The following is a 26,082-nucleotide window of genomic DNA, read 5'->3' as shown; positions in this document are numbered from 1 at the left end:
CGCGTCCGCTAACTGCATGCACGATGTTGCAGACCATCGGTGCAGCGTGTCGACCAGCGCTTGCTCGCGCGCCCGGTCGTCCGCATTCGTACGCAACACCTATGGCGCGGGCGAACCGTCTTGGTCGCCGAGCGGTAGCTGGATGTCGGTCAGCCGCCAGCGCAGGCCCTGGCGGGTGAGCACGAACACCACCGGTGCGCCGGTGGCGGTGTACGTGGTGGCGGTGAAGCGACGGGTGGATTCGAAGCGTTGCGTCGCGCCCTGCAGCGGGCGGGCAGGAGACGGCGCGGCATAGGTGTCGGCGCTGACGGTGTCGCCGATGACGCGGTTCCACACGCTGTGGCCCTGCAGCAGCGCACCGATACCCAAGGGCGTGATCAAGGTATCCACGCCAGCGCCGCTGATGCCGCTGGCCAACCGCAGCGCAACACCGCCCAACAGGCTCGACTGCGCGCTGCTGCCGGCCTGGCGGATCAGGTAATCGTCCAGTTGCGCCTTGAGGTTGACGCGCAGGCTGGGGAAATCGACATGGCGATCCAGCTGCCCGGCATCGCGGTCGGCGACCGCCTGACTGATGCCGCGGATGGCCAGGTACGGCCCTGCCACCACGTAGCCGGCCAGCAAGGCGACGATCAGCAAGGGCAATAACCACCAGCGTTTTTTCATCGTTCGCACTCCGTTGCCAGGGACGGCGGTGGTTGCCTGCACTCTGCGGCAAATGGTCGGCACGCGCTGATCGACTGCAGCGCATCACCCAGCGGTGGCGCTGCGTGCGCTGTCAAAATTCCAGATCCAGCGCGGCGCACAGGTAATCGACAAACGGCGCCAATGTCACCAGATCGGCCTCGATGGTCTGACGCAGGCGCGGCCCGGTCATCAGCGCATCGTCCAGGTGGCGCAGATACGCCCAGTTGCGATGCTTGAGATCGTCGATGAACTCGAAATCGGCTGGAAAACCGCGCGGTGCACGGACCAGTTTTTCACTGTCGTCCAACGCAAACTTGCGACGCAGCTTGGGTGCGTACGCGGCGGCTTTCCAGCTGCCGGGGTTTTCGAAGATGAACTGGCGCAGCTTGCGTTGCGTGTCCGGCTCCGGGTGCCACAGCCCCGCACCGACGAAACTCTCGCCCGGCTGCAGGTGGATGTAGAACGACGGCGCGGGAACCTGGCGGCGGCGCTCATGAAACAGGCGCGCGCCCTGCCAGTTCTTGTACGGCGATTTGTCGTTGGAAAAACGCGCATCGCGATAGATGCGAAACAGCGAGCCGCCCTGGGTCTTGGGATCGGCGCGATAGTGCTCGCTGACTTGCGCCAACGCCGGCTGCAGGTCGGTGATCAGCTGCAGGAACGGCTGGCGCACATGCGCTTCGTACTGGTGCCGATGGTCGTTGAACCAGGTCTTGTCGTTGTGGCGGGCCAGGGCACGCAGGAATTTGAAGCTGGCGTCGGAAAAGTAGGTGGTCATAGCGTGCGTTGGAGGTCCGAACCCCAGGCGGCGAGCTGGTCGAGTAGGGCTTGCTTGGTAGCATCGTCGGGGTGAGCGAGCCGTAAATCCGCAATCTGCGCGTAAAACTGCTCCAGGGTGACTTCGCCCAACCCGCGGTCTTCCAGCAGGCGCTGGCGACGGTACACGTTCCAGCGGTCGTGCTCTTCGGGCGACAACGTCTGCGGCCAGTTGCGCGCGCGGTAGCGGAACAGCAGCTCGACCAGGCGTGGATCGCGGAAACGCGCTTCCAGGGTGCCCAGCTCGTCGGGCGCACTGGCGCGCACCTGGGCCAGCAAGCGCTTGTCGCCCTCGGCCAGAAAGCCGTCGTAGAGCGAGGCGTCGGCATCGTTGACCGCTGCGGCAGCGGCGCGCTCATTGCCGTAGACCTGGCGTACCTTTTCGGCGAGCGCGGGCCCCAGCTCGCGCAGCCGTGCGGCCTTGGCCATGACCACGTCGCGGTCCACGCCCAGGCGCTGGAAGTCCGCTGCGCGCAGGTGCTGCCAGGACACCAGTGCCGGCGATTTGTTTAGATGCACTTCTTTCAGCGGAATGCGTTGCTCGCCCTCGGGCAGATCCGCGGCGCGGATATACAGCCGGTCGGCAATCTCGTCGGGGCTCAGGCGTAGCAGCACCTCCGGGTCGCCGTCCAGATCGAACACGATCACCCGGCTGTCGATGCGCGGATGCCGCGTCAGCGGCAACACTGCGGCGGCGCACAGGCGCGAGGCCGGGTAGCGCTGCGATACATGCAGCACCGGCTCCATCGCAATCACGTCGAGCAGGGTGGCGGCAAAGCGCTTGTCGCGCAGGCGCAAGGCGTAGTCCCACAGCTTGGGCTGATGCTGCTGAAATTTGCGCGCCATGCCGATGGTGGCGTACACGTCGGACAGTGCTTCGTGCGCATCCCCTTCGCGCACGGCGTTCGCGTCGGCCAGATGCTCCAGCTTGAACGAAGTGGCGCCATCTTCGCGCTGCGGCCAGGCGATGCCATCCGGGCGCAGTGCGTGCACCAGGCGCAGCACGTCGAGCAGATCCCACCGCGAATTGCCGCCGCGCCATTCCCGCTCATAGGGATCGTAGAAATTGCGGAACAGGCCACAGCGCACGAACTCGTCGTCGAAGCGGATCGAGTTGTAGCCCAGCGTGCAGGTCTGCGGCCGGCTCATCTGCTCGGCGATGCGTGCAAATGCCTCGGCTTCGCTCACGCCCTCGCGCAACGCATGCTGCGGGGTGATGCCGGTGACCATGGTGGCGTACGGGGAGGGCAGCAGATCGTCGGCCGGTTTCACGAAGAAGCTGATCGGTTCTTCGATCACCCGCAGCTGCGCATCGGTGCGCACCGCCGCGAACTGCGCGATGCGGGTGCGGCGCGGGTCCTGGCCGAAGGTTTCCAGGTCGTAGAAGAGAAAGCTGTCAGGCATGCGGGTGCAAGATCCAGATGCGCAGCGCACGGCGTACGCGCTGCCGGTGCCGCCTAGTATCCCCCATCGCAGCACTGGCACGCTGAGGCGCGGCTGTGCGGCGGGTTGGCGCACGTGAGTGGTGCGCGCGTGCAGTGGCGCGGTGGGCCGGCGATCTGCTTCGACTAGCCGACTGGCGCGCGCAGGGCAGCTGCAGCTGTCTCGCAGCTGCCGACAGCGACGCCGGAGAGATTAGCCAAGACCCGGATGACGCCACGGCATGGCCTGCAGCGCAGGCAGTGATGCCGTGGGCCACTGCCGTCGCAGACGTCAGTGCGCGCCCTCCAGCGGCTCCAGGCGCGCGTGCACGCTGGTTTCCAGCGCAGCCCAGTCGATGCGCGACAGATCGCTGTGACCGCGCGTGGCTTCGACCAGGATCTCGCGCTGGATCTCGCTGCGCGCCAGTGCGATCGAGTAGCGCGTGCGCAGGAAGGTCACCATGGTGTAGTGCGGCACGAAGCGGGTGGGCCAGCGCGCCTGCAATTGCTGTTCGAGTTCGCGCTGCAGCAGGAACTGCGCATCGCCCACGCGGTCGCGCATCTCCAGATAGTTGTCCAGCGCCATTTGCTGGATTGCCGCGGCATCGTCGCGGCGTGCGGACTCGAAGGCGGCAAATGCGCTGCCGATGTCGTCGTGCGCGTCCATCTGTTCGGCCAGCGCCACGCAGTCTTCGAACGCACAGTTCATGCCCTGGCCGTGGAACGGCACCATCGCATGTGCGGCATCGCCGATCAGCAAGGCGCGGTTGTCCAGATGCCAGCGGTCCAGGGTCAGGGTACCGAGCAGGCCGGGCGGATGTTCTTCCCAGTGCTCCTGGAGCTGTGGAATCAGCGGCAAGGCGTCCGGGAAGTCGCGCGCAAACAGCGCATGCGCTTCTTCGCCGGTGCGGGTGGTGGCAAAGCTGGGCTCGCCGGCGTTGGGCAAAAACAAGGTCACGGTGAAGGTGCCGCCGTCGTTGGGCAGCGCAATGCACATGTAGCGCCCGCGCGGCCAGATGTGCAGTGCGTTGCGCTCGATGCGGAAGCCGCCGCCGGGCAGTGGCGGGATTTCCAGCTCCTTGTAGGAGTGATCCAGGAACTCGATGCGCTCGCCCAACGGCGATTTGCGCTGCATGGCCGCGCGCAGCGCCGAGCCGGCGCCATCGCTGCCGATCAGGCTCTGGAAGTGGATCTCGTGCGGCTGATCGTCGCGGTCGTCGATGAAGCGCGCGTACCCGGCATCGAAATCGACCGTGTGCAGGCGACGGTAGAAGTGCACGGTGGCGCCGGCCTGTTCGGCCAGATCCAGCAAGGCCACGTTCAAGGCGGCGCGATGGATCGACCAGATCACTTCGCTGTCGTCGCGGCCATAGCGCTGCAGCTGCGGTTCCCCGTTGACCGGGTGCACCATGCGCCCGCGCATCATCACCGCCTTGGCCATCACCGCGTCTTCTGCGCCGGCCTGGCGCAGTGCGTGGCGGCCGCGTTCGGCCAGGGCCAGGTTGATCGAGCGGCCGGACTCGTAGCCCTTGATGCGCGGATCGCCGCGGCGTTCGTAGACGGTGACCTGCCAGCCGCGGCGCGACAGCAGGATGGCCAGCAGGCAACCGGCCAGGCCGGCGCCGATCAGGGTCAGGGAGCGGGGGGAGACTGGGCTCAATGCAATATCCGGCGGCGGCCGGACGCAGCGCCGGCGAAGAGGGGGAGACAGCGACTGGCAAGGGCGGCCGCCCGGGCATCAGCCGTGGGCGGGCTGGGAGTGTACGTGGGCCGCTGCCGGCTCCGCGTCGCGGCCCCCAGGCCCGGTGACCTTGCAGTCAGCGTGTTGCGCTCAGGCGGCGGCCCAGGTTTCCACCTGTTCCACGAAGGTGTGCAGGTCGACGAAGCGGTTGTACAGCGGCACCGGCGCAATGCGGATCACGTCCGGTTCGCGCCAGTCGCCCAGCACGCCGGCGGCATGCAGATGCTCGAATAGCGCACGCCCCTGCGCGCGGCCGCCTTTCACCCGCAGCGACAGCTGGCAGCCGCGCTGCGCAGCGTGCGCGGGGGTGACGATCTGCAGCACCTGCGCCAAGCGCGCGTGGATCAGCTGTTCCAGATGGCCGGTGAGCTGCTCGGATTTGGCGCGGAGCGCGGCCATGCCGGCCTGGTCGAACAGGTCCAGCGATGCACGCAGCGGCGCCAGCGCCAGTACCGGCGGATTGCTCAGCTGCCAGCCTTCGGCGCCCGGCGCAGGCACGAACTGCGGATCCATGCGGAAACGGGTCTGCTGCTCGTGTCCCCACCAACCGGCCATGCGCGGCAGGTCGCTGGTGGCGTGGCGCGCATGCACGAAGCACCCACCCACCGCGCCCGGCCCAGCATTGAGATATTTGTAGTGGCACCACACCGCGAAATCGACGCCATCGTCGTGCAGGGTGAGCGGGATATTGCCCACCGCATGCGCCAGATCGAAACCCACCGCCGCGCCCTGCGCCCGCGCCAGCCGCGCGATCTCGCCCAGATCGAACGCCTGCCCGGTGCGGTACTGGATGCCCGGCCACAGCACCAGCGCCAGCCGCGGGCCGTGCTGCGCGATCGCCGCGGCAATGGCCACCATCGACACCGTGCCATTGGGTTCGTCGGCCTCCACCTCGATCAGCTGCGTGGCCGGGTCCAGCCCATGCAGGTGCAGTTGCGACTCCACTGCGTGGCGGTCGGACGGGAACGCACCGGCTTCGATCAGGATCGCGCCACGCTCGGGCGTGGGGCGATAGAAGCTGGCCATCATCAGATGCAGGTTGACGCTGAGGGTGTTCATCGCCACCACTTCGCCGGGCAGCGCGCCGACCACGCGCGCCAGGCCGTCGCGCACCAGCTGGTGATAGGTGAGCCATTGGGTGGGGCCGGTGAAGTGGCCTTCCACGGCAAGCGCGCCCCACTGATCGAGTACCTCGCTGACCATTGCGCGGGCCTGTCGCGGTTGCAGGCCCAGCGAATTGCCGACGAAGTAGGTCTGGTCCTGGCCGTGGTGCTGCGGAAACACGAACGCCTCGCGCAGGTTGCGCAGCGGGTCGGCGGCGTCCAGTGCCGCAGCGTGGGAACGGGACAGCGGGTCGGTGGTCATCGGGCATGCAACGCTCTGGAACGATGCGGCAGTTTACCCGCCGGCACCGCGCGCGCCGTCATGCACGCCCGCTGTCTCGGCCGGGGCCGGTCGGGCAGGTCGCAGCAGGTGGGTGAGGGTGCCGATGCTGTCGGTGACGCGGTCGATGGTGTCGGCAAGCGCGGCGATGCCGGGCGTGCCGTCCGGCAACGCGGCCAGCGCATCGGAAAGCTTGCGCTCGGCGCTGCGCAAGGTGGCCGCGGCCGGCGTGCCGCCGTTGACCAGGCAGTCGATCAATTCCGCCAGCGCCTGGTCGGCGTGGTCGGCAAAGGCGGGCAACGCGTCCAGCGCCGGCAACTGGTGGCCATCGCGCAGCACTGCCTCCAGCAGCAAGGTGGCGCGGATCAGCCGGTTGCCGTTGGCCAGCAGCGATTCGGCAAGCTTGAGTTCCTGCAGGTTGCGGCGGCTGCGTGGCTCCCCACGCAGCCGCTCGATCGAGGCCTGCGCATTGGTACGTGCCACGCGCGCGGCGGCGCGGCTGTCGCCCAGGTGGTCCATCCGGCCCAGCAGCAGGTTGCGCAGATGCTCGCGGTAGGCAGTGAGCAGGTGAGCCAGTGAACTGCGGATATGCCGACGCTCGCGCGTGGGCCACAGCGCATAGGCGACCAGGGCCAGCGCACTGCCGGCCACGGTGGCCTGCAAACGTGCAACGACCGCCTCGCCCGGCGTCACCCCTTCGAACGACAGCAGCAGCACCAGCATGCCGGTGAGGAAGGCCACGCCGATGCCGTAATTCACCTGGGTCAACAAGCGAAAGCCCAGGCAGAACAGCGCCAGCAAGGCCATGCGGACGCTGGCGCCATCCATCGCCAGATGGGCAAGCAGCGTGGCGACTAACAGGCCGACGAAGGTGCCCGCCACGCGCAGCGCGCCAAAGCTGAAGGTGCCGCCGAAATCCGGCTTCAGCACGATGGCGGTGGTCATCGGAATCCAGAACCCATGCGGGATCTGCTGCCAGCGCTGGAACGCGATCGCCAGGGCCAGGCACACGCCACAGCGCAGCGCGTGCCGACACGCCACCGACGACAGATCCAGGTTTGCGCGCAGGGTGGCCCAGGTGGCGGCCGGACGCAGCGCTGCCGGCAGGCGTGCTTCGGCCAGTTGCGCCTGGATCTCGCCACGGCTGCTGGCCCAGTGGGCATTGCGGATCAGCGCGCGCAACTGGCCGCCCAGGCCCTGCGCGCGGGCGACCGCCACGCGCACCAGCCGGCGCTCGCGGGTATCGGCGTTGTCGTGTTGCACCTGCGCCAGTGCAGCGATCAGGTCGTCGAAGCCGGTCATCGATGCGTTGGCCGCCACCGGGTCTTCGCCCACCGTCATCGCGTGGGCCAGCTGTTCCAGCACGATCGCACTGCGTTCGAGCACCCGCTCGATGGCCGGGCGTGCCTGCGATTCGGTCAGGCGGGTGTCGGCATCGGCCAGCGACAGCAGCTCCAGCCGCACGCGCTCGCACAGCTCGGCGATGATGCGAAAACTCTGCACGGCAATCGCACGCGAACGATGTTCGCCATGCAGCATCACCATCGCATCCAACACTTCCTGCGTGGCCGGCGGTGCAGCGCTGGCTTCCGGGCGCTGGCGGGCAATGCCGGCCAGCTGGCGCATCAGCTCGGCCAGCGCGAACCGCTCCGGGCGGTAGCGTTGCAGCGGCCAGGCCGCCAGCGCCAGCAACACCTGCAACAGGCCGCCGGCAAAGATCAGCGCCGCCACGCCCGGCGCTTGCGCGGCAGGCAGGCGCATATCCGCGCTGACCACCAACAGGATCATGCTGGTCAGGCCCACCCGTGCCGCCACCGGGCCAAGCGCCACCAGCAGGCCACCGCCCAGGCCGAGCAACAGACCGGCCAGCACCAGCGCCGGCGTGTTGTGACCGACCCACACGCCCAGCAAGGCCGCCAGGCCGGCCGCCAGTGCCGCCATCAGCATGCGCTGCAGGCGCGCGCGGTAGGGGCCGGGCTGGTCGGAGAACATGGTGTTGAGCGCGCCGCTGCACACGGCCAGCCCGGCCGCGACATGCCCGGTGGCCACGCCGATCGCCAGCGGCAGCACCACCGCGGCGGTGTTGCGCAGGGCCACGCGCAGCGGCACATCGCGCGGCTTGAGGTCGATCAGGGTGCGCAGCATGGTGGCTGTTTCCGTGCAGCGGCCCGGTGCATCGCTTTCGCGCGATCGCTGCGTGCATACGGCCGCGCGCAAAACGCGCTGCGCCGGATCGGGTAGGTCATGGCAGTTCTCCTGTCAGGCAGCGGCCAGGAAGAACCTGCCGGCCGCGCCCATCGCGTCGCAGCGCTGCAGCATCATTGCGGTATGCGCAGGCAACGCCGAGTGCCCCGGCAACAGCAAACCTTGCACAGGCAATCAACCGCATCGCATTACACGTGCTCGCCGCAATGGCATGCCATCGTCCCCTCAGACCTCGACTGCGGCATAGCGCTCGGGCGCAGGGTGCAGGTGCCCGCACTGGGTGCAGGTGCGCAAGGCCAACGAGCGATAGAAATGATCGAATACCGGCGGAAAATCGGTTTCGATGTTGCCCAACGGAAACATCGCCTCGTAGAGCTTGTGATTGCACTGCGGGCAATACCACTGCAGGCCGTCATGTTCGTGCGGCAGGCGCTCGCGTTCGATGACCAGGCCGATCGAGCCGGCGGCACGTTGCGGCGAATGCGGCACCTTCGGCGGCAGCAGAAAGATTTCGCCGGCGCGGATCGGGATGTCGCGTTGGACGCCCTCGTCCTGCACCTTCAGCACCATCTCGCCTTCGAGCTGGAAGAACCACTCCGGGCCTTCGTCGTAGTGATAGTCGGTGCGCGCGTTCGGCCCGCCGACGATCATGATGATGAAGCCGTCCTGCTGGATGCACTTGTTGCCGACCGGCGGCTTGAGCAGGTGGCGGTGTTGCTCGATCCAGGCATGCAGGTTGATCGGCGGGACCAGCATCGACGTTCCTCGACAAAGAAGACGTCCAGCATAGCCAACCCATGGCGCCGTTGGGTGACGCGGTGGCTGGCGCGATCGCGAAGGCGACGTCCCCGCTGCCACTGCGCAGAGCCGGCACGTACCACTGAGGCCGTGCCGGTTCCGGACGCCTTGTCCGGACGCGTGCGACGTCTGCTCCTTGCGTCGCCGTGAACGCGTCCGGTTGGGCCTCAGCGTTCTTCGTGATCGGCCTGGATCTGCGCCAGCGCAGCGTCGTACCGCTCCTGCAGCAGCTCCGGGCGGTCGATGGACATGCCCAGGTCGTGCGCATGCCCATCGCGCAGGCTGTACACCCAACCATGCACGCACAGTGCCTGGCCGCGTTCCCAGGCATCGCGCACGATGGTGGTGCGGCAGACATTGACCACCTGTTCCAGCACGTTGAGCTCGCACAGGCGCGCATGCTGCACCGGCAGATCACCGGCATCGTGCAGGCAGGCCTCGTGCTTGTCGGCCACATCGGTGACGTGACGGATCCAGTTGTCCACCAGGCCCATGCGCTTCTGGGTGAGGCTGGCAAACACGCCACCGCAACCATAGTGGCCCACCACCAGGATGTGCTTGACCTTGAGCACGTCCACCGCGAACTGGATCACCGACAGGCAGTTCAAATCGGTATGCACCACCACGTTGGCGATGTTGCGATGGACGAACACCTCGCCCGGCGCCATGTCGATGATCTGGTTGGCCGGCACGCGCGAGTCAGAGCAGCCGATCCACAGGTATTCGGGCGTCTGCTGGGTGGACAGTTTGGAAAAGAATTCCGGGTCTTCGCGGCGGATACGCTCGGACCAGGCACGGTTGTTGTCTAGCAGATGGTTGAGCTCGTTCATGGGGGCAGTATTCCAGAAAACGCGGTCTTGGTGGCCCCTGCCGGGACCCGGAATGAATCAGCTTTCAGGCACCGTAGTATCGGTGAACGGCCGATGTCCGGCTATTGCACCGATGCGGAAACTGGCGCCACCGATCAATTCGACAGGTGGCGCCGATGGCTGACTTCAACGTGTTTTTTCCGACCCTGCTCAAGCACGAAGGCGGCTTCGTCAACGATCCCGCCGATCCGGGTGGGGCCACCAACAAAGGCATCACGCTGCTGACCTTCAAGGCCTGCGCCCAGAACCTGCTGGGCGTGGAGCCAAGCCTGGCGAACCTGCGTGCCCTGACGGATGCCCAGGCCGGGGTCATTTACAAGGCGCAGTACTGGGACCGGCTGCGCGCCGACCAGATCGCACTGCAGCCACTGGCCAACATCCTGTTCGATTTCTATGTCAACGCCGGCGGCAACGCGATCAAGCTGCTGCAGACCGTGCTCAATGCGCAGACCGGCGGCGCGCTGGTGGCGGACGGGCGGATGGGACCGGCGACTTTCGCCGCACTGGCATCCAGCAACCAGCAGGACCTCTATGCACGCTACAAGGCCGGCCGCAGGGACTACTACCAGCGACTGGTCGCCGCGCGACCTGCGCTTGGCAGGTTCCTCAAGGGATGGCTGGCACGCGTGGATAGCTTTCCCGACGCGGTCTGAGCCAGTACCGGCCCAGCGACATCTCCGACCAACGAGCCCAACATGGCGCAAATCTCCCTCAATGATCTGATCGAAGCGCTGGCCGGGGCGGTCATCGACGCCCAGGACCGGATCGAACAGCACCAGATGGCCAATCTGGGCGCGTTCTTCGACGAGGACAATCGTCCCAGAAGCGTTCTGATCCGCCTGCCGTCGCAGCATCCGGAAGCGGGCGAGAACGACGAAGACCTGTATCGCGCACCGCTGTTGCCGCTGGTGTCGTCCAACGTCCTGCGTATCAAGGACGTCGAGATCAGCTTCGATGCGCAACTCGGCGAGCTCAGCGGACTGGACGAAGCAGCGTTGCCGGCGTCGCTGGCGGTTCCAGCCGCCGTCGATGACTGGCATCCCAAGCCGCCGGCGCTGCCCGGCCAGATCGGCATCGACCTTGGCTCCAACGCAAAAAGTGCGCGGCACAGTGCAGTACATGTCGTGTTGCGCGTGGAAGGCAGCGAGCCGACCGAAGGCGTGGCACGTCTCATCAATCGCCTTGCGCAGTCGCAAGGCGTGTTCAAGACGGTCAAGGGAGATTGATTCCCGCCGTCGTCGATTCTTCTAAATAATCACTCTTCAGGAGAGCACCATGAGCGATATTGTCAATATGTCCGACCAATTCAAGGGCCTGCCGATGGCGGACCTGATCGGCGCCCCGTTACGTGCAGCCTGCGATGCGCAGGTCATGCTGGCCCGCGCCACCGCCGACTTCATCAAGGTCATCGGTTTCCTGCCGCCGACCGACCCGGCTACCGATCCCAACGGAAATGGCGGCACACGGACCGCGCAGTTCAAGTTCAAACGCCCGGTCGAAGACCCCAGCGGTGTCGGGATGGCCGAGGAGGAAGTCGAGATCGTTGTGCCGCTGCTGACCTTGGTCAATGTTCCCAATCTGAGCATTCAGACCGTGGACGTGACCTTTGACATGGAAGTCAAATCCTCGTTCTCGGAAAAGGAAGCCGAAGACAAGAGCCTCAAGGTGGATCTGGAGGCAAGCGTCGGCTGGGGCGTGTTCAAGGCCAAGGTCAACGTGCAGGGATCGGTGTCCAGCCACAAGGAAAACACGCGCTCTTCGGATAACTCGGCCAAGTATCACGTCGCATTGCACGCCGAAGATCGCGGTACCCCTGAAGGGCTGTCGCGCGTGCTCGACATCCTGCAGACCGCCGCAGCGCCACGCAAAGTCTCAGCGCCTGTGCAGGTACCGTAAGCGGCGCTGCTGAGTCCTACACCTGTCTATCACCCGAGTCGTTGCCGATGATCGATTTTTCAGAAGTGAGCTACATCAAGCGCATCGTCGTCGGCAGCGACAACCCGGCAAAGATGCAGACCGCTGAGCAGGTCGAGGCCGCGCAGCAACTGCTCAATCGCTGCCTCAGCGAAGCGCCCAAGGGAGCGATTCTCGGGATCGAGAAGAGCTTCAATATCCTGCAGCTGGGCGAGCACCAGGTGGTGCTGCAATGGTTGTGCTACCACGTTGGGTTCAAGCGCAAGCCGATCTGGCTGACGGAGTCGTAGATGGCACACGCGAGCTATTCCTTGGACGCCTTCGTGGCGCTGCTCGACAAGGCCGTCCGACGAGCGCAACTGCGCTGCCACCAGCGCCACGCCGCACTGGTGGACGCTGCGGTGGCCGCCTGCGGTATGCAGGTTCGCTGCGTGGATGATGAAAGAGCGGCGCAGGGCGAAATGGAAACCATGCTGTCCATTCCAGTCTGCCAATTGCGCGCGCTGCGGCTATCGCAAATCAGTGAGTTTTCGTTGACGCTGGAAGTGCAGATAGAGGCGGTCACGCACAGCGACGGTGCTCCCGGACTGGCGCTGCGTCTTGCGGCGCCACGCAGCCGTACGTCAGGTCACACACTGAAAATAGGCTATCAGGGCAGCGAGTGTCCGCGTGGCGTGCTCTGGTTCGATGGCGTCGCGCTCAAGGAATGGACGCTTCATCCGTTCGTGGACGTGCCACCGTCCGATTCCGGAGTGGTGCCGTGAGGTTGCTGCTGTCAGACGCCGATGCCCGCGCGCTCGCCGAGCGGCTGGGAACTGATGTGGCCACCTTGCATGCAGATCTCTGTCGGCAGTCCCGGCGCAAGCCGCGATCCATCTTCATCATCTGCCTGGTTGTTGTTCTGGTCATCGCTGCGCTCGGTCTGCTGATTGGCAGCGTGATCGATCTTTCTACCGTTTCCAATTTCTTATCGGAGCTGTTTCATGTCTGGTCAACATCGTCATCAACATCACATTTTGCGCATCACCTCGGCACTGGCCTTGTGTCTGTCGCTGACTGCAGCACAGGCAGCTCCCGCTGAGGGGATTCCGGCGGGTGACTGGCGCGGCATCCTGTCCACCGGCGGCAGCGCAGGCCCCGTCTACGTCCGTCTGAGTGCGCGCGCGGCTGGAGCCGAGGGTACCCAGGTAGCGGATCTGCGATTCGGGCCTCCCTACAATTGCGCGCTCGAGTTACGAGCGCAGCCGGACGGTTACGCGTTGCTGTCGCGCAATGGCGGCAAGTTTTGCGAGGCGCTGACCGGCGGTCTTGCCCAACTCCAGGTGGCCGATGGGGGCGCGCCTGGGATGCAGCTCACGTTGTCTGGCACCGCCTCGCCGTTCGTCGTCGCCCTGGATCAAGGCAATGCCGGATTGGCCGAAGCCGGGCGCTGGCGCGCGGCGGGCCTGATGTCTGCACAGCTGGAAATCGTGGCGACCACCGTTCGTCCGGGAGATGTGCTCGGTCGCCTGCGTTACGGTGCCCCGCGCGATTGCCAAGTGGAATTGCGCTATGCCGGACGTGCGGCAGGCGTGTTGAATGCCTGGGTCATGGCCAACGATAGGGGCTATTGCCGTCAGCTCAGTGATGCCCAGGCCAGTCTGCAGGTTCGTGCTGATGGCAGCGCCGAGCTTGCACTGCTGTTGAAAGGTCAGCGGGATACGGCGCTGTTCCAGCGGATGCCTTGAGGTGTCGTAGCTGCGTATCTGCCAGCAAGGACGTCATCTATGTGGAAGCGAGCCAGCAAGCGCGCCGGCCTACGGCGACGCGCAGTGGCCCAGCCCATCCCGCCGGCAGAATTCGGCGGGCCGGCATTTTGCAGCGTACTCGAACAACTGGAGCTTGAATGCCGGGCGATGGTGTCCTATGCACTGAAGCAAGGGATGGCAATGTCTCCCGATCTGCCCGGCCGGCTGGCAGAGCTGCGCGTGATGCCTGGCGCCTCCTTGCACGGCGAATCCGGTGCGCGCGAATTGGCCGGTCTGCACCGGCAGCTGGTGCGTGCGATCCAGCCGGCAACGCCGCAGGCGGTTGTGCTGATCGAGCGCGAGCGCCTACGCGGTGGCTGGCTGCGCTGGCTCGGGCCGATTCCGCTGATCCGCACCTTGACCTTGACCTCGGTCGGTTGTCTGGCCTCAGTGGTCGGGCTGGCGATGTCCAGCCTTGTGAACGCGCACAACATCACGCTGGGCTTCCTCGATTCCTCGGGGAGTACGCTGGGCTGGAATGTGATGTTCATCCTGGCCTGCGCCGGACTCGGTGCCGCGTTTTCTGCCTTGTTCCAAGCCCATCGTTACGTTGCCGACGCAACATACGATCCCCGCTTCGATTCCTCCTATGCGGCGCGCATGATCCTTGGTCTGATCGCTGGCCTGATCCTGGTGGAGTTGCTGCCGGAGAATCTCTTCGCTGAAAGCAGCCTGGGCGCGTTCGGAAAGCCCGCACTGGCGATGATGGGCGGCTTCTCGGCAAGCGCGGTGTACCGCCTGCTGCAACGCATGGTCGAGGTCATGGAAACGGTCGTGCGCGGCGATTCCGGCCAACAAGCCGCTGCCGCCATCCAGTCGCAGCGTGCGTCGGCCGAATCCGAAAGCATCCGCGCGCGTGGCGAACTTGCTGCAGGTCTACTGGACCTGCAGCGCGAGATGCAGGCGGACCCGCGTCTGGATCAGGTGCGCCAGCAACTGACCGGCCTTGCCAGGCAGATGATGTCCGACGATTCGTAATCGTTCGCTCGTGAGATGCGGTAAGGCGCGCGCGCTTTTTTTATGCCGGCCGTCAGCAGAAGCGCGGTTTGGCAGAGTCTGCAGGGCAGCAGGTGGCAGCACACTTTCGCGTCGTGCGGCATGGCTCGCTTCGGCTTCGGCGCAAATTGCCTAACACGCTTCAGGCAGGTGCACCCGTCATGGTGTCTCAGCGACGTCGGCATCGTTATCGATATCAGCATCCGATGCTCGCCAAATCAGTTCAAGACCGATGGCCCGGCGGTGAGCGTGTGACAAGCTCGCTCAAGTGCTCCTGCCGAGCATCTGCCGATTCGCTGCAGCGCGCCGCTTGAAAGCCGCTGCACATCGCGGTCCCCATTCGTGCACCAGAGGGTATGATGAAGACACGTATCGTCGTTGCTGCCGATCGCACCATCCTCGTGGAAGGGATGGTCGCTTTGCTGCAAAAGGTTCCGGGATTCGAAGTGGTAGGGCATGCGGAAGACGGGCTGGCATGTCTTCAGATCGCCGCAAGAGAACTGCCTGATATCGTCCTGGTGGATGTCCTGCTCCCCGGCCTCAATGGTATCGATCTGACGCGGCGCTTGATGCAGCGCAGCCCCAGTAGCCGGGCAATCTGTATCGCTCCGTCCGATGCCTGTATGCAGGCCAGCGCAGTCTTCGAAGCTGGCGCCAAAGCATATCTGGCGCGAACCAGCCGTTTCGCCGAATTGCTGCGTGCGATTCAATGCGTCACCCAGGATCAGACCTATATCAGCCCGCAGATGTCGCGTTCACTGATCGCAGGGCTGCGTCGACCCGCCAGGGCCGATTCTGCCTACACCCGACTGACCTCACGCGAGCGCGAGATCGTGCAGCTCTATTCGGAGGGCCTGTCCACCAGGCAGATCGCTACCCGCTTGCACCTGAGCGTGAAAACGGTGGGAACGCATCGCGAAAACTGCATGTTGAAGCTCAATATCCAAAGCATCGCTCAGCTGACCCGTTATGCGATCGCGCAGGGCCTTTCTTCGCTCGAAGCAGCAATCGACGGGAGTGGTGGGCCACCCGATGCATGCGTAGCGCAACACATGCGCCGTGCCGGCTGAGGCATCCCAGCAACGCACAGCGGCACACCGGCCGTATGGACACTGGTGCAGGTACGCACGTGCTAGGCGCTGGCTTATGCACATCAGCATCCCGGTGGCCGATGCACCGCCACCGCAGCGTGTACAGCGCTAGCGCATGCTGATCAGGTTGTGAGCGTGGAGTGGGGGCGATGTCTGGCGCAGTGAGGTAGTGGTGCGACGACCCGCAGGTAGCTCGATTCCGGCGTCGCCCGAGGGTACGGCCGACGCGTCCCAACCGTCTGGTGATCAGGCTTCGAGAGTGCGACCGCTGCCGTCTCAGCGCGTCGTATTGGCGTCCATGGCCGCCTGCATCAATGCTGCGACCGCTTGCGAGGCTTGGTTGGGTTGCTGCGCAAGGAATTCGCTGACACTGCGATGATTGGCGGCAGGGTGGTTCTGGCTGAGCTTGAAGGTGAGCTCGATACGGCTGGGCACGAAACGGAAGCCCACCAGACCGCGCAATTGCCGGCGATGGCTGTCGCGCGCCATTTCGAACTGCCAGTCGCTGCCGATGCGGTGTTCGAAGTGCGCGCTCATGCGCCCGATCAGGTCGCCCAGCGCCTGCTCGTCGTCCACCCGGCTGCAATGCCCATGCAGATGCGCCACCGCGTAGTTCCAGGTCGGTACGCGCGCGGCGGTTTCCTTGTCTGGATACCAGGTGGGCGACACATAGGCGTGCGGGCCGTGCACCACGATCACCGCCTCGCCAGGTGCGCGCGCCTGCGGGTTGGGGCGTGCCCAATGACCTTCGATGGTGATGTCCTCGCCATCGCGCCGGTACAGCACCGGCAGGTGCGAGATGGCCGGTTGCCCGCCCTCGTCCTGGCTGATCAGGGTGACGAACGCGTCGCGCGCCAGCAGCCAGTCCAGCAGTGCCAGATCGGTCTGTGCAAACGCGCGCGGGGCGTACATCTCAGGCGCGGCCGCCCATGCTGATGACCATGCGTTCGCGCAGGTCGGCATCGTCGTCGCCTTGCGGTGGCGAGATCTCGTGCAGCGAGAAACCGCGGATCAGCGCGTCTTCTTCGTCCAGCCCGTCCAGCGCGACGAACTCGGCATCGAACAGCGCCGCGCGTGCACTGTCTTCGCTGTCGTAGGCCAGTGTCTTGCCATCGCTGTCCAGCACCTCGGCGGTGCCGGCATCCTTGATGCGCAGGCGTGCCCAGATCAGGGTGCGACCAATGGTAGCCAGCCACCATTGGTCGTGGCCGGTGGAGGTGTCGCGGTCGTCGAGCTCGATAGTCATGGCATTACCTTGGAAAGCAGCCCGAGCAGGGCTGCCATGCCCAGGCCGAAAAAGATGGTCAGCAGCGACAGCCACGCGGGCGTGGCCAGGCCGGACAGGGCACCGTCGCGGTGGCTGCGGTAGCGGCGCGCCAGCAACCAGCGCAACGCCACGGGGCTGATGAAGGCCGGGTCGCCGAAGCTGGCCAATGCCTCGGGATGGCGGTCGCGCATATGCACCAGGGTCAGTGGCCAAAAAATCAGCAGTGCCGTCAAACCCGCGACGGCGACACCCACGAAACACAGTGCGAAGAACAGCGTCATGTGGCCACCAGCAGGAGTGCGAGTTTGGGAAGCGCTGCGCCGACCACCAGCGCAGCAATGGTCCACCACAACGGCCGCACGGCATGGCCGACAGCCTTGCGCGCCGTATCGGCCTGCCACCACGCGCCTGGGTTCGGGTGAGCAGACGCCAGCTGCGCCAGCCGCAGGCCACGCACCCCAGCAATGCCGGCACTCAGCAATGCCACCAGGAAGGCCAGCAATTGCAGCGTGGAGGCCACCAGCAGACCCACCTCAGAACTCCGCGCTACCCGGCGCGCGCGGATAGGCGATGGCGTCGCGGATGTTGCTCAAGCCGCACACGTAGACCACCAGGCGCTCGAACCCCAGGCCGAAGCCGGCATGCGGCACCGAGCCATAGCGGCGGAAATCGCGGTACCAGCTGTAGTGCTCCTTATCCAGCCCGAACTGCGCCATGCGCGCATCCAGCACGTCCAGGCGCTCCTCGCGCTGGCTGCCGCCGATGATCTCGCCGATGCCCGGCGCCAGCACATCCATCGCCGCGACGGTCTTGCCGTCGTCGTTCAGGCGCATGTAAAACGCCTTGATGTGCTCGGGGTAGTTGGTCACCACCACCGGGCGGCCGATGTGTTCTTCGGTGAGCCAGCGCTCGTGCTCGGTCTGCAGGTCCAGGCCCCATTCCACCGGGAAGTCGAACTTCTTGCCGGAGTTCTGCAGCAGCTTCACCGCATCGGTGTAGTCGATCTGCTCGAACGGCGCATTGATGAAGGCCTCCAGCTTGCTGATCGCGTTCTTGTCCACGCGCTCGGCCAGGAACGCCAGATCGTCGCCACGCTCGTCCAGCACCGCGCGGAACAGGTACTTGAGGAACTGCTCGGCCAGACGTGCGTCCTCGGCCAGATCGGCGAAGGCGATTTCCGGCTCGATCATCCAGAACTCGGCCAGATGACGCGTGGTGTGGCTGTTCTCCGCGCGGAAGGTCGGGCCGAAGGTGTACACCTTGCTCAGCGCCAGGCAGTACGCCTCCACGTTGAGCTGGCCGGACACGGTGAGAAAGGTTTCCTTGCCGAAGAAGTCGCGGCTGAAATCCACATTGCCGGCGGCATCGCGCGGCAGGTTGACCATGTCCAGCGTGGAAACGCGGAACATCTGCCCGGCACCTTCGGCGTCGGAGGTGGTGATGATCGGGGTGCTGATCCAGTTGAAGCCGTTCTGATGGAAGAACCGGTGCACCGCCTGCGCCAGGCAGTTGCGGATGCGGGTGACCGCGCCGAACAGGTTGGTGCGCGGGCGAAGGTGCGCCACTTCACGCAGGAACTCCGGCGTCATCGGCTTGGGCTGGATGGGGTAGGTGAGCGGGTCCTCGACCCAGCCGACGATCTCCACGCCGCTGGCCTGGATCTCGAACGACTGCCCCTTGCCCTGCGACTTCACCAGCACGCCCTTGGCAATCAGCGAGCAGCCACTGGTCAGGCGCTTGATCTCGTCGAAATTGGGCAGGGTGTCGTTGGCCACCACCTGGATCGGAGCGAAGCACGAACCGTCGGTCACGTTGATGAAGGCCAGTCCGGCAGATCCGCGCAAGGTGCGCACCCACCCCCGTACCGTGACTTCGCCGCCTTCGGGGAGCTTGCCCGCAAGCGCATGTTCAACGCTGACCACCGTCATGACTTTTCCTCGCCGTAGCGACCTTGAATGGCCTGCGAGTTTACTGGCTGCGGGCGCGCCGGCGCGAGCACCTGAACACGTTGCGCCATGCTGCGCTTGTCGCAGGCGCGCGCTGCCCCCATGTATTGCGGACGCTATCGCTCAGCGTGCCGCCGGGGTGTGGCGGTCTCGCTATACTTGTCACCACTGTTTTGGAGTGTCCCCATGGCCATCAGCCTCACCCCCGCCGCGCTGGAGCGCGTGCAGCGTTTCGTGCAGCAGACCCCGGGTGCGCTGGGCCTGCGCTTTGGCGTGACCAAGACCGGTTGTTCCGGCTGGGGCCACATCACTGACCTGGCGCGCGAGAAGCGCGATGACGACGCGGTATTCGAGCAGGGCGGGGTGCATATCTTCGTTGACCCGGTCAGCCTGCCGCTGGTCGATGGCACCTGTATCGACTTCGGCAAGCACGGGCTGAGCGAGACCTTCACCTTTAGCAACCCCAATGCCACCGCCGAGTGCGGTTGTGGGGAGAGCTTTACCACCGCAGACGAGCACCGCTGACTGATCTCCCTTCTCCCGTCGGGAGAAGGTGCCCCGAAGGGGCGGATGAGGGTACGTGCGAAGCCTCATGCAGTTGAACGGCGCGAGTGGCTTCGCCCCGTACTCTCACCCCACCCCTCTCCCGCGGGGAGAGGGGCTTTAGCGCCTGCAAGGACGCCACGTCCGAAGCTAGCTGCCGGCGAGGTCCGGTTGCAGCTAAGCATCTGAACTGCCATACTTTCCTGCTTCCTGCCCGGTTCCAGGTGGGATCCCTTGCTCCACCGGCCGCTTGCGCGGACTTCCCGGGGAGCTGTCCGGCCCACGTGGCCACATCCGAAAGGTAAAACAACATGAGTCGTCATTACGAAGTCGTGTTCCTGGTCCATCCGGACCAGAGCGAGCAGGTCCCGGCCATGATCGAGCGCTACAAGTCGCTGATCGAGGGTGGTAACGGCACCATCCACCGTCTGGAAGACTGGGGCCGTCGTCAGCTGGCCTACCCGATCCAGAACCTGGTGAAGGCGCACTACGTGCTGCTCAACATCGAAGTCGACCAGGCCGTGCTGAGCGAGCTGGTGGAAAGCTTCCGCTTCAACGATGCGGTGCTGCGTCACCTGGTCGTCAAGCGCGATGGCCCGGACACCGAGCAGTCGCTGATCATGAAGAGCAAGGACGAGAAGGGCGACAAGCCCGAGCGTAGCGAGCGTCGTCGTCGTGACGATGAAGAGGGCGAAGCCCCCGCTGCCACCGATACCGACGGCGACAACGCCGAAGCCGCTTAAGGAGCGCTGTCATGTCCAAGTTCTTCCGTCGTCGCAAGTTCTGCAAGTTCACCGCCGAGGGCGTCAAAGAGATCGACTACAAGGATCTCAACACCCTGCGCCAGTACCTCACCGAGAACGGCAAGATCGTGCCGAGCCGCGTGACTGGTACCAAGTCCAAGTACCAGCGTCAGCTGGCCACGGCCGTCAAGCGCTCGCGTTTCCTGGCGCTGATCCCGTACACGGACAACCACGACGTCTAAGCAGTTCCGCGCAGGAGTCCGCAGTCATGCGGCTCCTTGCGCAAGACCCACACGTGTTTTGTGTGAGTCCCTAGCCCGCACATCCATGTGCGGGTTATCAAAAATATAGAGGCCGGTCATTCGAGATGCGGTGTTGATCGTGCTCTTGCGATTCCCAAATCCCGATTCCCGAATCCCGTCTTTTCGGACAGCACCCGTTGCGCCCGCCCACCGGCCGGCGCTAACGAATAACGGAGCACCACCATGGATCTGATTCTTCTGCAGAAAGTGACCAACCTGGGCAACCTGGGCGACAAGGTCAGCGTCAAGCCGGGCTACGGCCGTAATTTCCTCGTGCCGCAGGGCAAGGCCGTTCCGGCTACCGCTGCGAACGTCGAGGCGTTTGAAACCAAGCGCGCCGAGTACGAAGCCAAGGCCAACACCATCCTGGCCGACGCACAGAGCCGCGCCACCAAGTTCGAAGGCGCCAGCGTCACCATCGGCGCGCATGCGTCGACCGAAGGCAAGCTGTACGGCTCGGTTGGCCCGCGTGACATCGCCGAGGCGTTCACCGCCGCCGGCCTGCCGCTGGAAAAGAGCGAAGTGATCCTGGGCGAAGGCGCATTCCGCAATGTCGGCGAATACGACGTTGTGCTGCACCTGCACGCCGATGTGGAAACCTCGGTCAAGGTCATCGTCGAATCCGACGCCTGATCCAGGCCGTCAGTGTCACCCGAAGGGCGCCTTGTTAGGCGCCCTTTGTTTTTGGGGCGCCGCCGCCAGCGCTGGCATGCCCGCTATACTCATGCCCCATTGCCGGTTCCACGGCCCGCAGATCTTATGGATCAAGGGCTTGGGCGCTGGCTTCACAGGAAAAGTACCTACCGGCTTCGTCCGCGCGGTGCCCGGAATCTCCAGTCCCCATGCGCCTGTCCACGATCAAACTGTCCGGTTTCAAGTCGTTCGTCGACCCGACCACGTTGCACCTGCCCACCAACATGACCGGCATCGTCGGCCCCAATGGTTGCGGCAAGTCCAACATCATCGATGCGGTGCGCTGGGTCATGGGTGAAAGCTCGGCCAGCCGCCTGCGCGGCGACTCGCTGACCGACGTGATCTTCTCCGGCTCCTCGGCGCGCAAGCCGGTGTCGCAGGCGACGGTGGAGCTGATCTTCGACAATTCCGATCACACCATCACCGGTGAGTTCGCCTCGTTCAACGAGATTTCGGTCAAGCGCCTGGTCAGTCGCGACGGTAACAGCGCCTATTACCTCAACGGCACCAAATGCCGGCGCCGCGACATCACCGACCTGTTCCTGGGCACTGGCCTGGGCCCGCGCAGCTACTCGATCATCGAGCAGGGCATGATCAGCCAGATCATCGAGGCGCGCCCGGAAGACCTGCGCGTGTATCTGGAAGAAGCCGCCGGCATTTCCAAGTACAAGGAGCGCCGCAAGGAAACTGAAACGCGCATCCGCCACACGCGCGAAAATCTCGACCGGTTGGGCGACCTGCGCGAGGAAATCACCAAGCAGCTGGCGCATCTGCAGCGCCAGGCGCGTCAGGCCGAGCAATACCAGGCCCTGCAGGAAGAGCGCCGGATCAAGGATGCCGAGTGGAAGGCACTTGAATATCGGGGCCTGGACGGGCAGTTGCAGGGCCTGCGCGAAAAATTGAATCAGGAAGAAACCCGCCTGCAGCAATTGATCGCCGATCAGCGCGATGCCGAAGCACGCATCGAAACCGGGCGCGTACGCCGCGAGGAGGCCGCCGAGGCGGTGGCCAAGGCGCAGGCCGACGTGTACCAGGTGGGCAGCGCGCTGGCGCGCATCGAACAGCAGATCCAGCATCAGCGCGAGCTCTCGCACCGCCTGCACAAGGCACGCGACGAGGCGCAGAGCCAGCTGCAGGAATTGACCCAGCACATCAGTGGCGATTCGGCCAAATTGGCCGTGCTGCGCGAGGCGGTGGCCGACGCCGAGCCGCAGCTGGAACAACTGCGCGAAGACCACGAATTCCGTCAGGAAGCGCTGCGTGAAGCCGAGGCGCGGCTGGCCGACTGGCAGCAGCGCTGGGAAGCCCATAACCGCGACACCGGCGAAGCCTCGCGTGCCGGCGAAGTGGAGCGTACGCGCGTCGATTACCTGGACCGCCAATCGCTGGAAGCCGACCGCCGCCGCGAAGCGCTGGTCAACGAACGTGCCGGGCTGGATCTGGATGCGCTGGCCGAAGCGTTCGAGCAGATCGAACTGCGCCACGAAACGCAAAAAGCGTCGCTGGATGGGCTGACCGAGCAGGTGGAAGCGCGCAAGCACGCACTCGGCGGCCTGCAGGAACAGCAGCGGGCAAGCCAGGGCGAGCTGGCGGAAGTACGCAAGCAGGCGCAGGCCGCGCGTGGCCGGCTGTCCTCGCTGGAAACCCTGCAACAGGCCGCGCTCGGCCAGGAGCAGGGCGCGGCGGTGGCGTGGCTGAAGTCGCGCGGCCTGGACTCGGCGGCGCGGGTGGGCGAGCGCATCAGCGTGGAAGGCGGCTGGGAAAACACCGTCGAAAGCGCGCTGGGGCAGTTGATCGAAGGCGTGCTGGTGGAGGCGCCCGAGCAGCTGGTGGACGCCCTGGGCGAGTTGGGCGAAGGCCGCATCGCGCTGGTGTCCAGCGCCACCGACAACGCGAGCTTTGCACCGACCTCGCTGGCCGCCAAGGTGCAGGGGCCGATCGCGATCCGTCGCCTGCTGGCGCGGCTGCACGTCGCCGACGATCTGGCGGCCGCGCGCGCGCTGCAGCGCAGCCTGCCCGAGGGCGACTCGGTCATCACCCGCAATGGCGAGCGGCTGGGCGAGGGCTGGGTGCGCGTGTCGCGCTCCGGCGCCGCCAAGCAGGGCGCCTTGCTGCGCGAGCGCGAAATCCAGGACCTGCGCACCCAGATCGAAACCCTGCAGGAGCGCGAAGCCGAGCTCGAACACCAACTCACCAGCTTCCGCGAGCAATCGCTGGCGGCCGAGCAGCAGCGCGAAGATGCGCAGCGCCAGTTGTACATGGCGCACCGCAGCGTGTCCGAGCTGGCCGGCCAGTTGCAGAGCCAGCAGGGCAAGGTCGACGCGGCGCGCACGCGCATCGACCGCATCGAAAGCGAACTGGCGCAATTGCTGGAAACGCTCGATACCAGCCGCGAGCAGGCCCGCGAAGCGCGCGCAAAACTCGAAGATGCGGTCACCTTGATGGGCGATCTGCAGGGCACGCGCGAAGCTTTGGAAAACGAGCGCCGCCAGCTCACCGACGCGCGCGACCAGGCCCGCGACGCTGCGCGCGGCGTGCGCGATGCGATGCATGCCCTGGCGCTGACGCTGGAGTCGCAACGCACCCAGATCACCTCGCTCAGCCAGACGCTGGAGCGCATGGACAGCCAGCGCGGCCAGCTCGACACGCGCCTGGAAGATCTGGTCGCCCAGCTCAGCGATGGTGATTCGCCGGTGGAAACGCTGGAGCACGAACATCAGGCCGCATTGAGCGAGCGCGTGCGCACCGAGCGCGCGCTGGGCGAGGCGCGCACCCTGCTCGACAGCATCGACAGCGAACTCCGCAGCTTCGAACAAACCCGTCAGCAGCGCGACGAACAGGCGCTGGCGCAGCGCGAACGTATTTCGCAGCGCAAGCTCGATCAGCAGGCGCTGGTGCTCAGTGCCGAGCAGTTGTCGGCTGCCGTGGTCAAGGCCGGCTTCGTGCTCGAAGACGTGGTCAACGGCCTGCCCGAGGCGGCAAATGCGGCCGAATGGGAAGCAGCGGTGGGCCAGATCGACGGGCGCATGCGGCGCCTGGAGCCGGTGAATCTGGCGGCGATCCAGGAATACGGCGAAGCTGCGCAGCGTTCGGAATATCTGGACGCGCAGAACCTGGACCTCAATACCGCGCTGGAAACGCTGGAAGAAGCCATCCGCAAGATCGATCGCGAAACCCGCGGCCGTTTCAAGGACACCTTCGACCGCGTCAACTCGGGCGTGCAGGCGCTGTATCCGCGCCTGTTCGGCGGCGGCCATGCCTATCTGGAACTCACCGGCGAAGACCTGCTCGACACCGGCGTCACCATCATGGCGCGCCCGCCGGGCAAGCGTGTGTCCAGCATTTCGCTGCTGTCCGGCGGCGAGAAGGCGATGACCGCGGTGGCGCTGGTGTTTGCGATCTTCCAGCTCAACCCCGCGCCGTTCTGCCTGCTGGACGAGGTGGACGCGCCGCTGGACGAAGCCAACGTCGGCCGCCTGGCCAACATGGTGCGCGAGATGAGCGAGAAGGTGCAGTTCCTGTTCGTCAGCCACAACAAGGCCACGATGGAAGCGGCGCGTCAGCTCTCCGGCGTGACCATGCGCGAACCGGGTGTCAGCCGCCTGGTCAGCGTGGACCTGGAAGAAGCCGCACGTTTGGCGGGTGCGGCATGACGTGCCATGCTTGTTGGAATGATTCCACCCGTCACTTTTACGCGGAGGCACGCTGAATGTCCGACATGGCCATGATCCGGATCGGGATCCTGATCGCTGGACTGCTGCTGGTCGCGGCCATCTTCCTGTTCGGCCGCCCGAAGAAATCGCCGCAGGGCCGTCGCGTCGACAAGGACGAGGGCCAGCCGCGCGAGCGGCGCGAGCCGGTGATTTCCGGCGATGCAGATGTCGACGGTGCTGCCTTCGAGCGCAGCGAGGGCAGTGCCGAACAGAGCGAGCTGTCGCTGGATGCGCAGGACGCGGCCGGCGGTAACGATGTCGGCAAGCGCCCGAACCAGGATTTCGACAAGATCGTGTCGCTGTTCGTGGCCGCCAAGGCCGGGCAGATCCTGCGTGGCGAGGATGTGGTGGTGGCCGCGGAAAAGACCGGGCTGGTGTTCGGCCACATGAATGTCTTTCACCGTCTGGTGGAAGGGCACCCCGAGCGCGGGCCGATCTTCAGCATGGCCAGCATCCTCAAGCCCGGCAGCTTCGACATGGCCAACATCCGCGAGATGCAGACGCCGGCGATCGCGTTCTTCCTGACCCTGCCGGCGCCGATGACGGCGCTGGATGCCTGGGAAAAGATGCTGCCGACCGTGCAGCGCATGGCCGAGCTGCTGGACGGCGTGGTGCTGGATGACAGCCGCAACGCATTGGGCCGGCAGCGTGTGGCGCATATCCGCGATGAGCTGCGCGCCTACGACCGTCAGCACCAGGCACCGCCGCTGACCAAATCGCCGCGCTGGTGAGTTGAGCGATGTTGAGCCTGCAGGGCGTGTTGGCAGTGGCGCTACTGCTGGTGCTGTGGGCAATCCTGGCGATGCCGCTGCTGTGGGTCTTTAGCAGAATCGCCGCACGGCTGCGCAAGCGCCCGCGCAACTCGCCGGGGGTGATTGGCGGTTTTGCAGCCGCCATCACCTTGCTGGTGGCGCCGGTACCGACGCCCTTCATCAGCGTGTTCCTGCCGCATGCGATCGCGCTGTTCGACCGCCGTTACTACACGCACATCCTGCAAGGCTCGCCGATGCTGCGCGAGCTGCTGCTATGGAACGCCGGCTCGATGGCACTGACCTTCGTCATCAGCTACCTGTGGATCCGGCACACGTTACGCGCACCGCAGAGCGAGGCGTCGGAGCAGTAGTTCTAAGCCCATCTCCCGCCGGGAGAGGGGTTGGGGTGAGGGTA

General features: G+C 65.5%; 29 protein-coding genes. 15 read left to right on the top strand and 14 right to left on the bottom strand.

Annotated elements, in window-relative coordinates; genetic code table 11:
• Positions 1–99 precede the first annotated feature (99 nt).
• From XnspCFBP7698_RS08640 to can, 8 genes are all read right to left on the bottom strand, one after another.
• Positions 100–666 carry a DUF2939 domain-containing protein gene (locus tag XnspCFBP7698_RS08640; protein ID WP_104580046.1) on the bottom strand — a complete coding sequence of 189 codons (567 nt, stop codon included), beginning with the start codon at positions 664–666 and terminating at the stop codon, positions 100–102.
• Between the two features lie 112 nt (positions 667–778).
• Positions 779–1,465, bottom strand: a complete 687-nt coding sequence (locus tag XnspCFBP7698_RS08635) for a DUF2461 domain-containing protein (protein ID WP_039412460.1) — start codon at positions 1,463–1,465, stop codon at positions 779–781.
• On the bottom strand, positions 1,462–2,907 hold the full coding sequence (sbcB, locus tag XnspCFBP7698_RS08630; protein ID WP_104580047.1) for an exodeoxyribonuclease I: 1,446 nt from the start codon (positions 2,905–2,907) through the stop codon (positions 1,462–1,464). The genes XnspCFBP7698_RS08635 and sbcB overlap by 4 nt, the downstream gene beginning before the upstream one ends.
• A 309-nt stretch (positions 2,908–3,216) precedes the next feature.
• Positions 3,217–4,584 (bottom strand): NAD(P)/FAD-dependent oxidoreductase, encoded by a 1,368-nt coding sequence (locus tag XnspCFBP7698_RS08625; RefSeq protein ID WP_104580048.1) that lies wholly within the window; start codon positions 4,582–4,584, stop codon positions 3,217–3,219.
• A gap of 171 nt (positions 4,585–4,755) precedes the next feature.
• Positions 4,756–6,030 carry a kynureninase gene (gene kynU / locus XnspCFBP7698_RS08620; RefSeq protein ID WP_104580049.1) on the bottom strand — a complete coding sequence of 425 codons (1,275 nt, stop codon included), beginning with the start codon at positions 6,028–6,030 and terminating at the stop codon, positions 4,756–4,758.
• A gap of 33 nt (positions 6,031–6,063) precedes the next feature.
• Positions 6,064–8,193 carry an FUSC family protein gene (locus tag XnspCFBP7698_RS08615; RefSeq protein WP_123137472.1) on the bottom strand — a complete coding sequence of 710 codons (2,130 nt, stop codon included), beginning with the start codon at positions 8,191–8,193 and terminating at the stop codon, positions 6,064–6,066.
• A 285-nt stretch (positions 8,194–8,478) separates the two neighbouring features.
• On the bottom strand, positions 8,479–9,009 hold the full coding sequence (locus XnspCFBP7698_RS08610; RefSeq protein ID WP_104580051.1) for a 3-hydroxyanthranilate 3,4-dioxygenase: 531 nt from the start codon (positions 9,007–9,009) through the stop codon (positions 8,479–8,481).
• Between the two features lie 209 nt (positions 9,010–9,218).
• Positions 9,219–9,881 carry a carbonate dehydratase gene (gene can / locus XnspCFBP7698_RS08605; RefSeq protein ID WP_039411402.1) on the bottom strand — a complete coding sequence of 221 codons (663 nt, stop codon included), beginning with the start codon at positions 9,879–9,881 and terminating at the stop codon, positions 9,219–9,221.
• A 155-nt stretch (positions 9,882–10,036) separates the two neighbouring features.
• On the opposite strand from can, the gene XnspCFBP7698_RS08600 reads away from it, so the two are divergent.
• Genes XnspCFBP7698_RS08600 through XnspCFBP7698_RS08580 form a run of 5 tightly spaced genes read left to right on the top strand, consistent with a single transcriptional unit; the run spans position 10,037 to position 12,598 of the window.
• Positions 10,037–10,573, top strand: coding sequence for a glycosyl hydrolase 108 family protein (locus tag XnspCFBP7698_RS08600; protein ID WP_104580052.1), 537 nt, complete (start codon positions 10,037–10,039; stop codon positions 10,571–10,573).
• A 42-nt stretch (positions 10,574–10,615) separates the two neighbouring features.
• Positions 10,616–11,146, top strand: a complete 531-nt coding sequence (locus XnspCFBP7698_RS08595) for a DUF2589 domain-containing protein (RefSeq protein ID WP_104580053.1) — start codon at positions 10,616–10,618, stop codon at positions 11,144–11,146.
• Positions 11,147–11,195: 49 nt separating this feature from the next.
• On the top strand, positions 11,196–11,816 hold the full coding sequence (locus tag XnspCFBP7698_RS08590; protein ID WP_123137381.1) for a DUF2589 domain-containing protein: 621 nt from the start codon (positions 11,196–11,198) through the stop codon (positions 11,814–11,816).
• Between the two features lie 47 nt (positions 11,817–11,863).
• Positions 11,864–12,124 carry a hypothetical protein gene (locus XnspCFBP7698_RS08585; RefSeq protein WP_104580055.1) on the top strand — a complete coding sequence of 87 codons (261 nt, stop codon included), beginning with the start codon at positions 11,864–11,866 and terminating at the stop codon, positions 12,122–12,124.
• Positions 12,125–12,598, top strand: coding sequence for a hypothetical protein (locus XnspCFBP7698_RS08580; protein WP_123137380.1), 474 nt, complete (start codon positions 12,125–12,127; stop codon positions 12,596–12,598).
• An 11-nt stretch (positions 12,599–12,609) separates the two neighbouring features.
• Here XnspCFBP7698_RS08580 and XnspCFBP7698_RS08575 read toward each other — a convergent pair whose 3' ends face one another.
• A complete protein-coding gene (locus XnspCFBP7698_RS08575) occupies positions 12,610–12,798 on the bottom strand; it encodes a hypothetical protein (protein WP_233548976.1) in 189 nt (62 codons plus the stop codon).
• A gap of 52 nt (positions 12,799–12,850) precedes the next feature.
• Between XnspCFBP7698_RS08575 and XnspCFBP7698_RS08570 the strand changes: the two genes are divergently transcribed.
• The 3 genes from XnspCFBP7698_RS08570 (at position 12,851) to XnspCFBP7698_RS08555 (ending at position 15,687) form a co-directional block, all read left to right on the top strand.
• Positions 12,851–13,561, top strand: coding sequence for a hypothetical protein (locus tag XnspCFBP7698_RS08570; RefSeq protein WP_123137379.1), 711 nt, complete (start codon positions 12,851–12,853; stop codon positions 13,559–13,561).
• Positions 13,562–13,729: 168 nt separating this feature from the next.
• Complete coding sequence (locus XnspCFBP7698_RS08565; RefSeq protein ID WP_047696608.1) at positions 13,730–14,599, top strand: hypothetical protein; 870 nt, start codon at positions 13,730–13,732, stop codon at positions 14,597–14,599.
• Between the two features lie 374 nt (positions 14,600–14,973).
• The gene (locus XnspCFBP7698_RS08555; protein WP_123137378.1) at positions 14,974–15,687 is read left to right on the top strand and encodes a response regulator transcription factor; all 714 of its coding nucleotides are present in this window, start codon (positions 14,974–14,976) and stop codon (positions 15,685–15,687) included.
• Positions 15,688–15,984: 297 nt separating this feature from the next.
• On the opposite strand, the gene XnspCFBP7698_RS08550 is transcribed toward XnspCFBP7698_RS08555, so the two are convergent.
• From XnspCFBP7698_RS08550 to asnS, 5 genes are read right to left on the bottom strand one after another with little or no spacing between them, the layout of a single operon-like run.
• Positions 15,985–16,620, bottom strand: a complete 636-nt coding sequence (locus XnspCFBP7698_RS08550) for an FMN-binding negative transcriptional regulator (protein ID WP_123137377.1) — start codon at positions 16,618–16,620, stop codon at positions 15,985–15,987.
• A 1-nt stretch (position 16,621) separates the two neighbouring features.
• Positions 16,622–16,954, bottom strand: coding sequence for a hypothetical protein (locus XnspCFBP7698_RS08545; protein ID WP_039411430.1), 333 nt, complete (start codon positions 16,952–16,954; stop codon positions 16,622–16,624).
• On the bottom strand, positions 16,951–17,256 hold the full coding sequence (locus XnspCFBP7698_RS08540; protein ID WP_047696604.1) for a hypothetical protein: 306 nt from the start codon (positions 17,254–17,256) through the stop codon (positions 16,951–16,953). The genes XnspCFBP7698_RS08545 and XnspCFBP7698_RS08540 overlap by 4 nt, the downstream gene beginning before the upstream one ends.
• Positions 17,253–17,507 (bottom strand): hypothetical protein, encoded by a 255-nt coding sequence (locus tag XnspCFBP7698_RS08535; protein ID WP_123137376.1) that lies wholly within the window; start codon positions 17,505–17,507, stop codon positions 17,253–17,255. Before XnspCFBP7698_RS08535 ends, XnspCFBP7698_RS08540 begins: the two co-directional genes overlap by 4 nt.
• A gap of 1 nt (position 17,508) precedes the next feature.
• Positions 17,509–18,903 carry an asparagine--tRNA ligase gene (gene asnS / locus XnspCFBP7698_RS08530; RefSeq protein WP_104580064.1) on the bottom strand — a complete coding sequence of 465 codons (1,395 nt, stop codon included), beginning with the start codon at positions 18,901–18,903 and terminating at the stop codon, positions 17,509–17,511.
• Positions 18,904–19,107: 204 nt separating this feature from the next.
• Here asnS and XnspCFBP7698_RS08525 point away from each other — a divergent pair, with 204 nt between their 5' ends.
• The 7 genes from XnspCFBP7698_RS08525 to XnspCFBP7698_RS08495 all read left to right on the top strand — a co-directional run bounded on the left by XnspCFBP7698_RS08525 (position 19,108) and on the right by XnspCFBP7698_RS08495 (position 26,038).
• Positions 19,108–19,446 (top strand): iron-sulfur cluster assembly accessory protein, encoded by a 339-nt coding sequence (locus XnspCFBP7698_RS08525; protein ID WP_047696593.1) that lies wholly within the window; start codon positions 19,108–19,110, stop codon positions 19,444–19,446.
• Positions 19,447–19,775: 329 nt separating this feature from the next.
• Positions 19,776–20,207, top strand: coding sequence for a 30S ribosomal protein S6 (rpsF, locus tag XnspCFBP7698_RS08520; protein WP_039411444.1), 432 nt, complete (start codon positions 19,776–19,778; stop codon positions 20,205–20,207).
• Between the two features lie 11 nt (positions 20,208–20,218).
• Positions 20,219–20,449: a 30S ribosomal protein S18 gene (rpsR, locus tag XnspCFBP7698_RS08515; RefSeq protein WP_005991243.1), complete on the top strand. Its 231-nt coding sequence runs from the start codon at positions 20,219–20,221 to the stop codon at positions 20,447–20,449.
• Between the two features lie 243 nt (positions 20,450–20,692).
• Positions 20,693–21,142: a 50S ribosomal protein L9 gene (rplI, locus tag XnspCFBP7698_RS08510; RefSeq protein ID WP_039411457.1), complete on the top strand. Its 450-nt coding sequence runs from the start codon at positions 20,693–20,695 to the stop codon at positions 21,140–21,142.
• A 209-nt stretch (positions 21,143–21,351) separates the two neighbouring features.
• On the top strand, positions 21,352–24,855 hold the full coding sequence (gene smc / locus XnspCFBP7698_RS08505) for a chromosome segregation protein SMC (protein WP_123137375.1): 3,504 nt from the start codon (positions 21,352–21,354) through the stop codon (positions 24,853–24,855).
• Between the two features lie 56 nt (positions 24,856–24,911).
• Positions 24,912–25,646: a cell division protein ZipA gene (gene zipA / locus XnspCFBP7698_RS08500; protein WP_047696589.1), complete on the top strand. Its 735-nt coding sequence runs from the start codon at positions 24,912–24,914 to the stop codon at positions 25,644–25,646.
• An 8-nt stretch (positions 25,647–25,654) separates the two neighbouring features.
• Positions 25,655–26,038, top strand: a complete 384-nt coding sequence (locus XnspCFBP7698_RS08495) for a hypothetical protein (RefSeq protein ID WP_123137374.1) — start codon at positions 25,655–25,657, stop codon at positions 26,036–26,038.
• The last annotated feature ends 44 nt before the right edge of the window (positions 26,039–26,082 follow it).

The organism is Xanthomonas sp. CFBP 7698 (assembly GCF_003600855.1).
Classification (GTDB): Bacteria; Pseudomonadota; Gammaproteobacteria; order Xanthomonadales; family Xanthomonadaceae; genus Xanthomonas; species Xanthomonas cannabis.
Note: the sequence above shows the minus strand (reverse complement) of the source record. Positions and strands in the feature narration are given on the sequence as shown.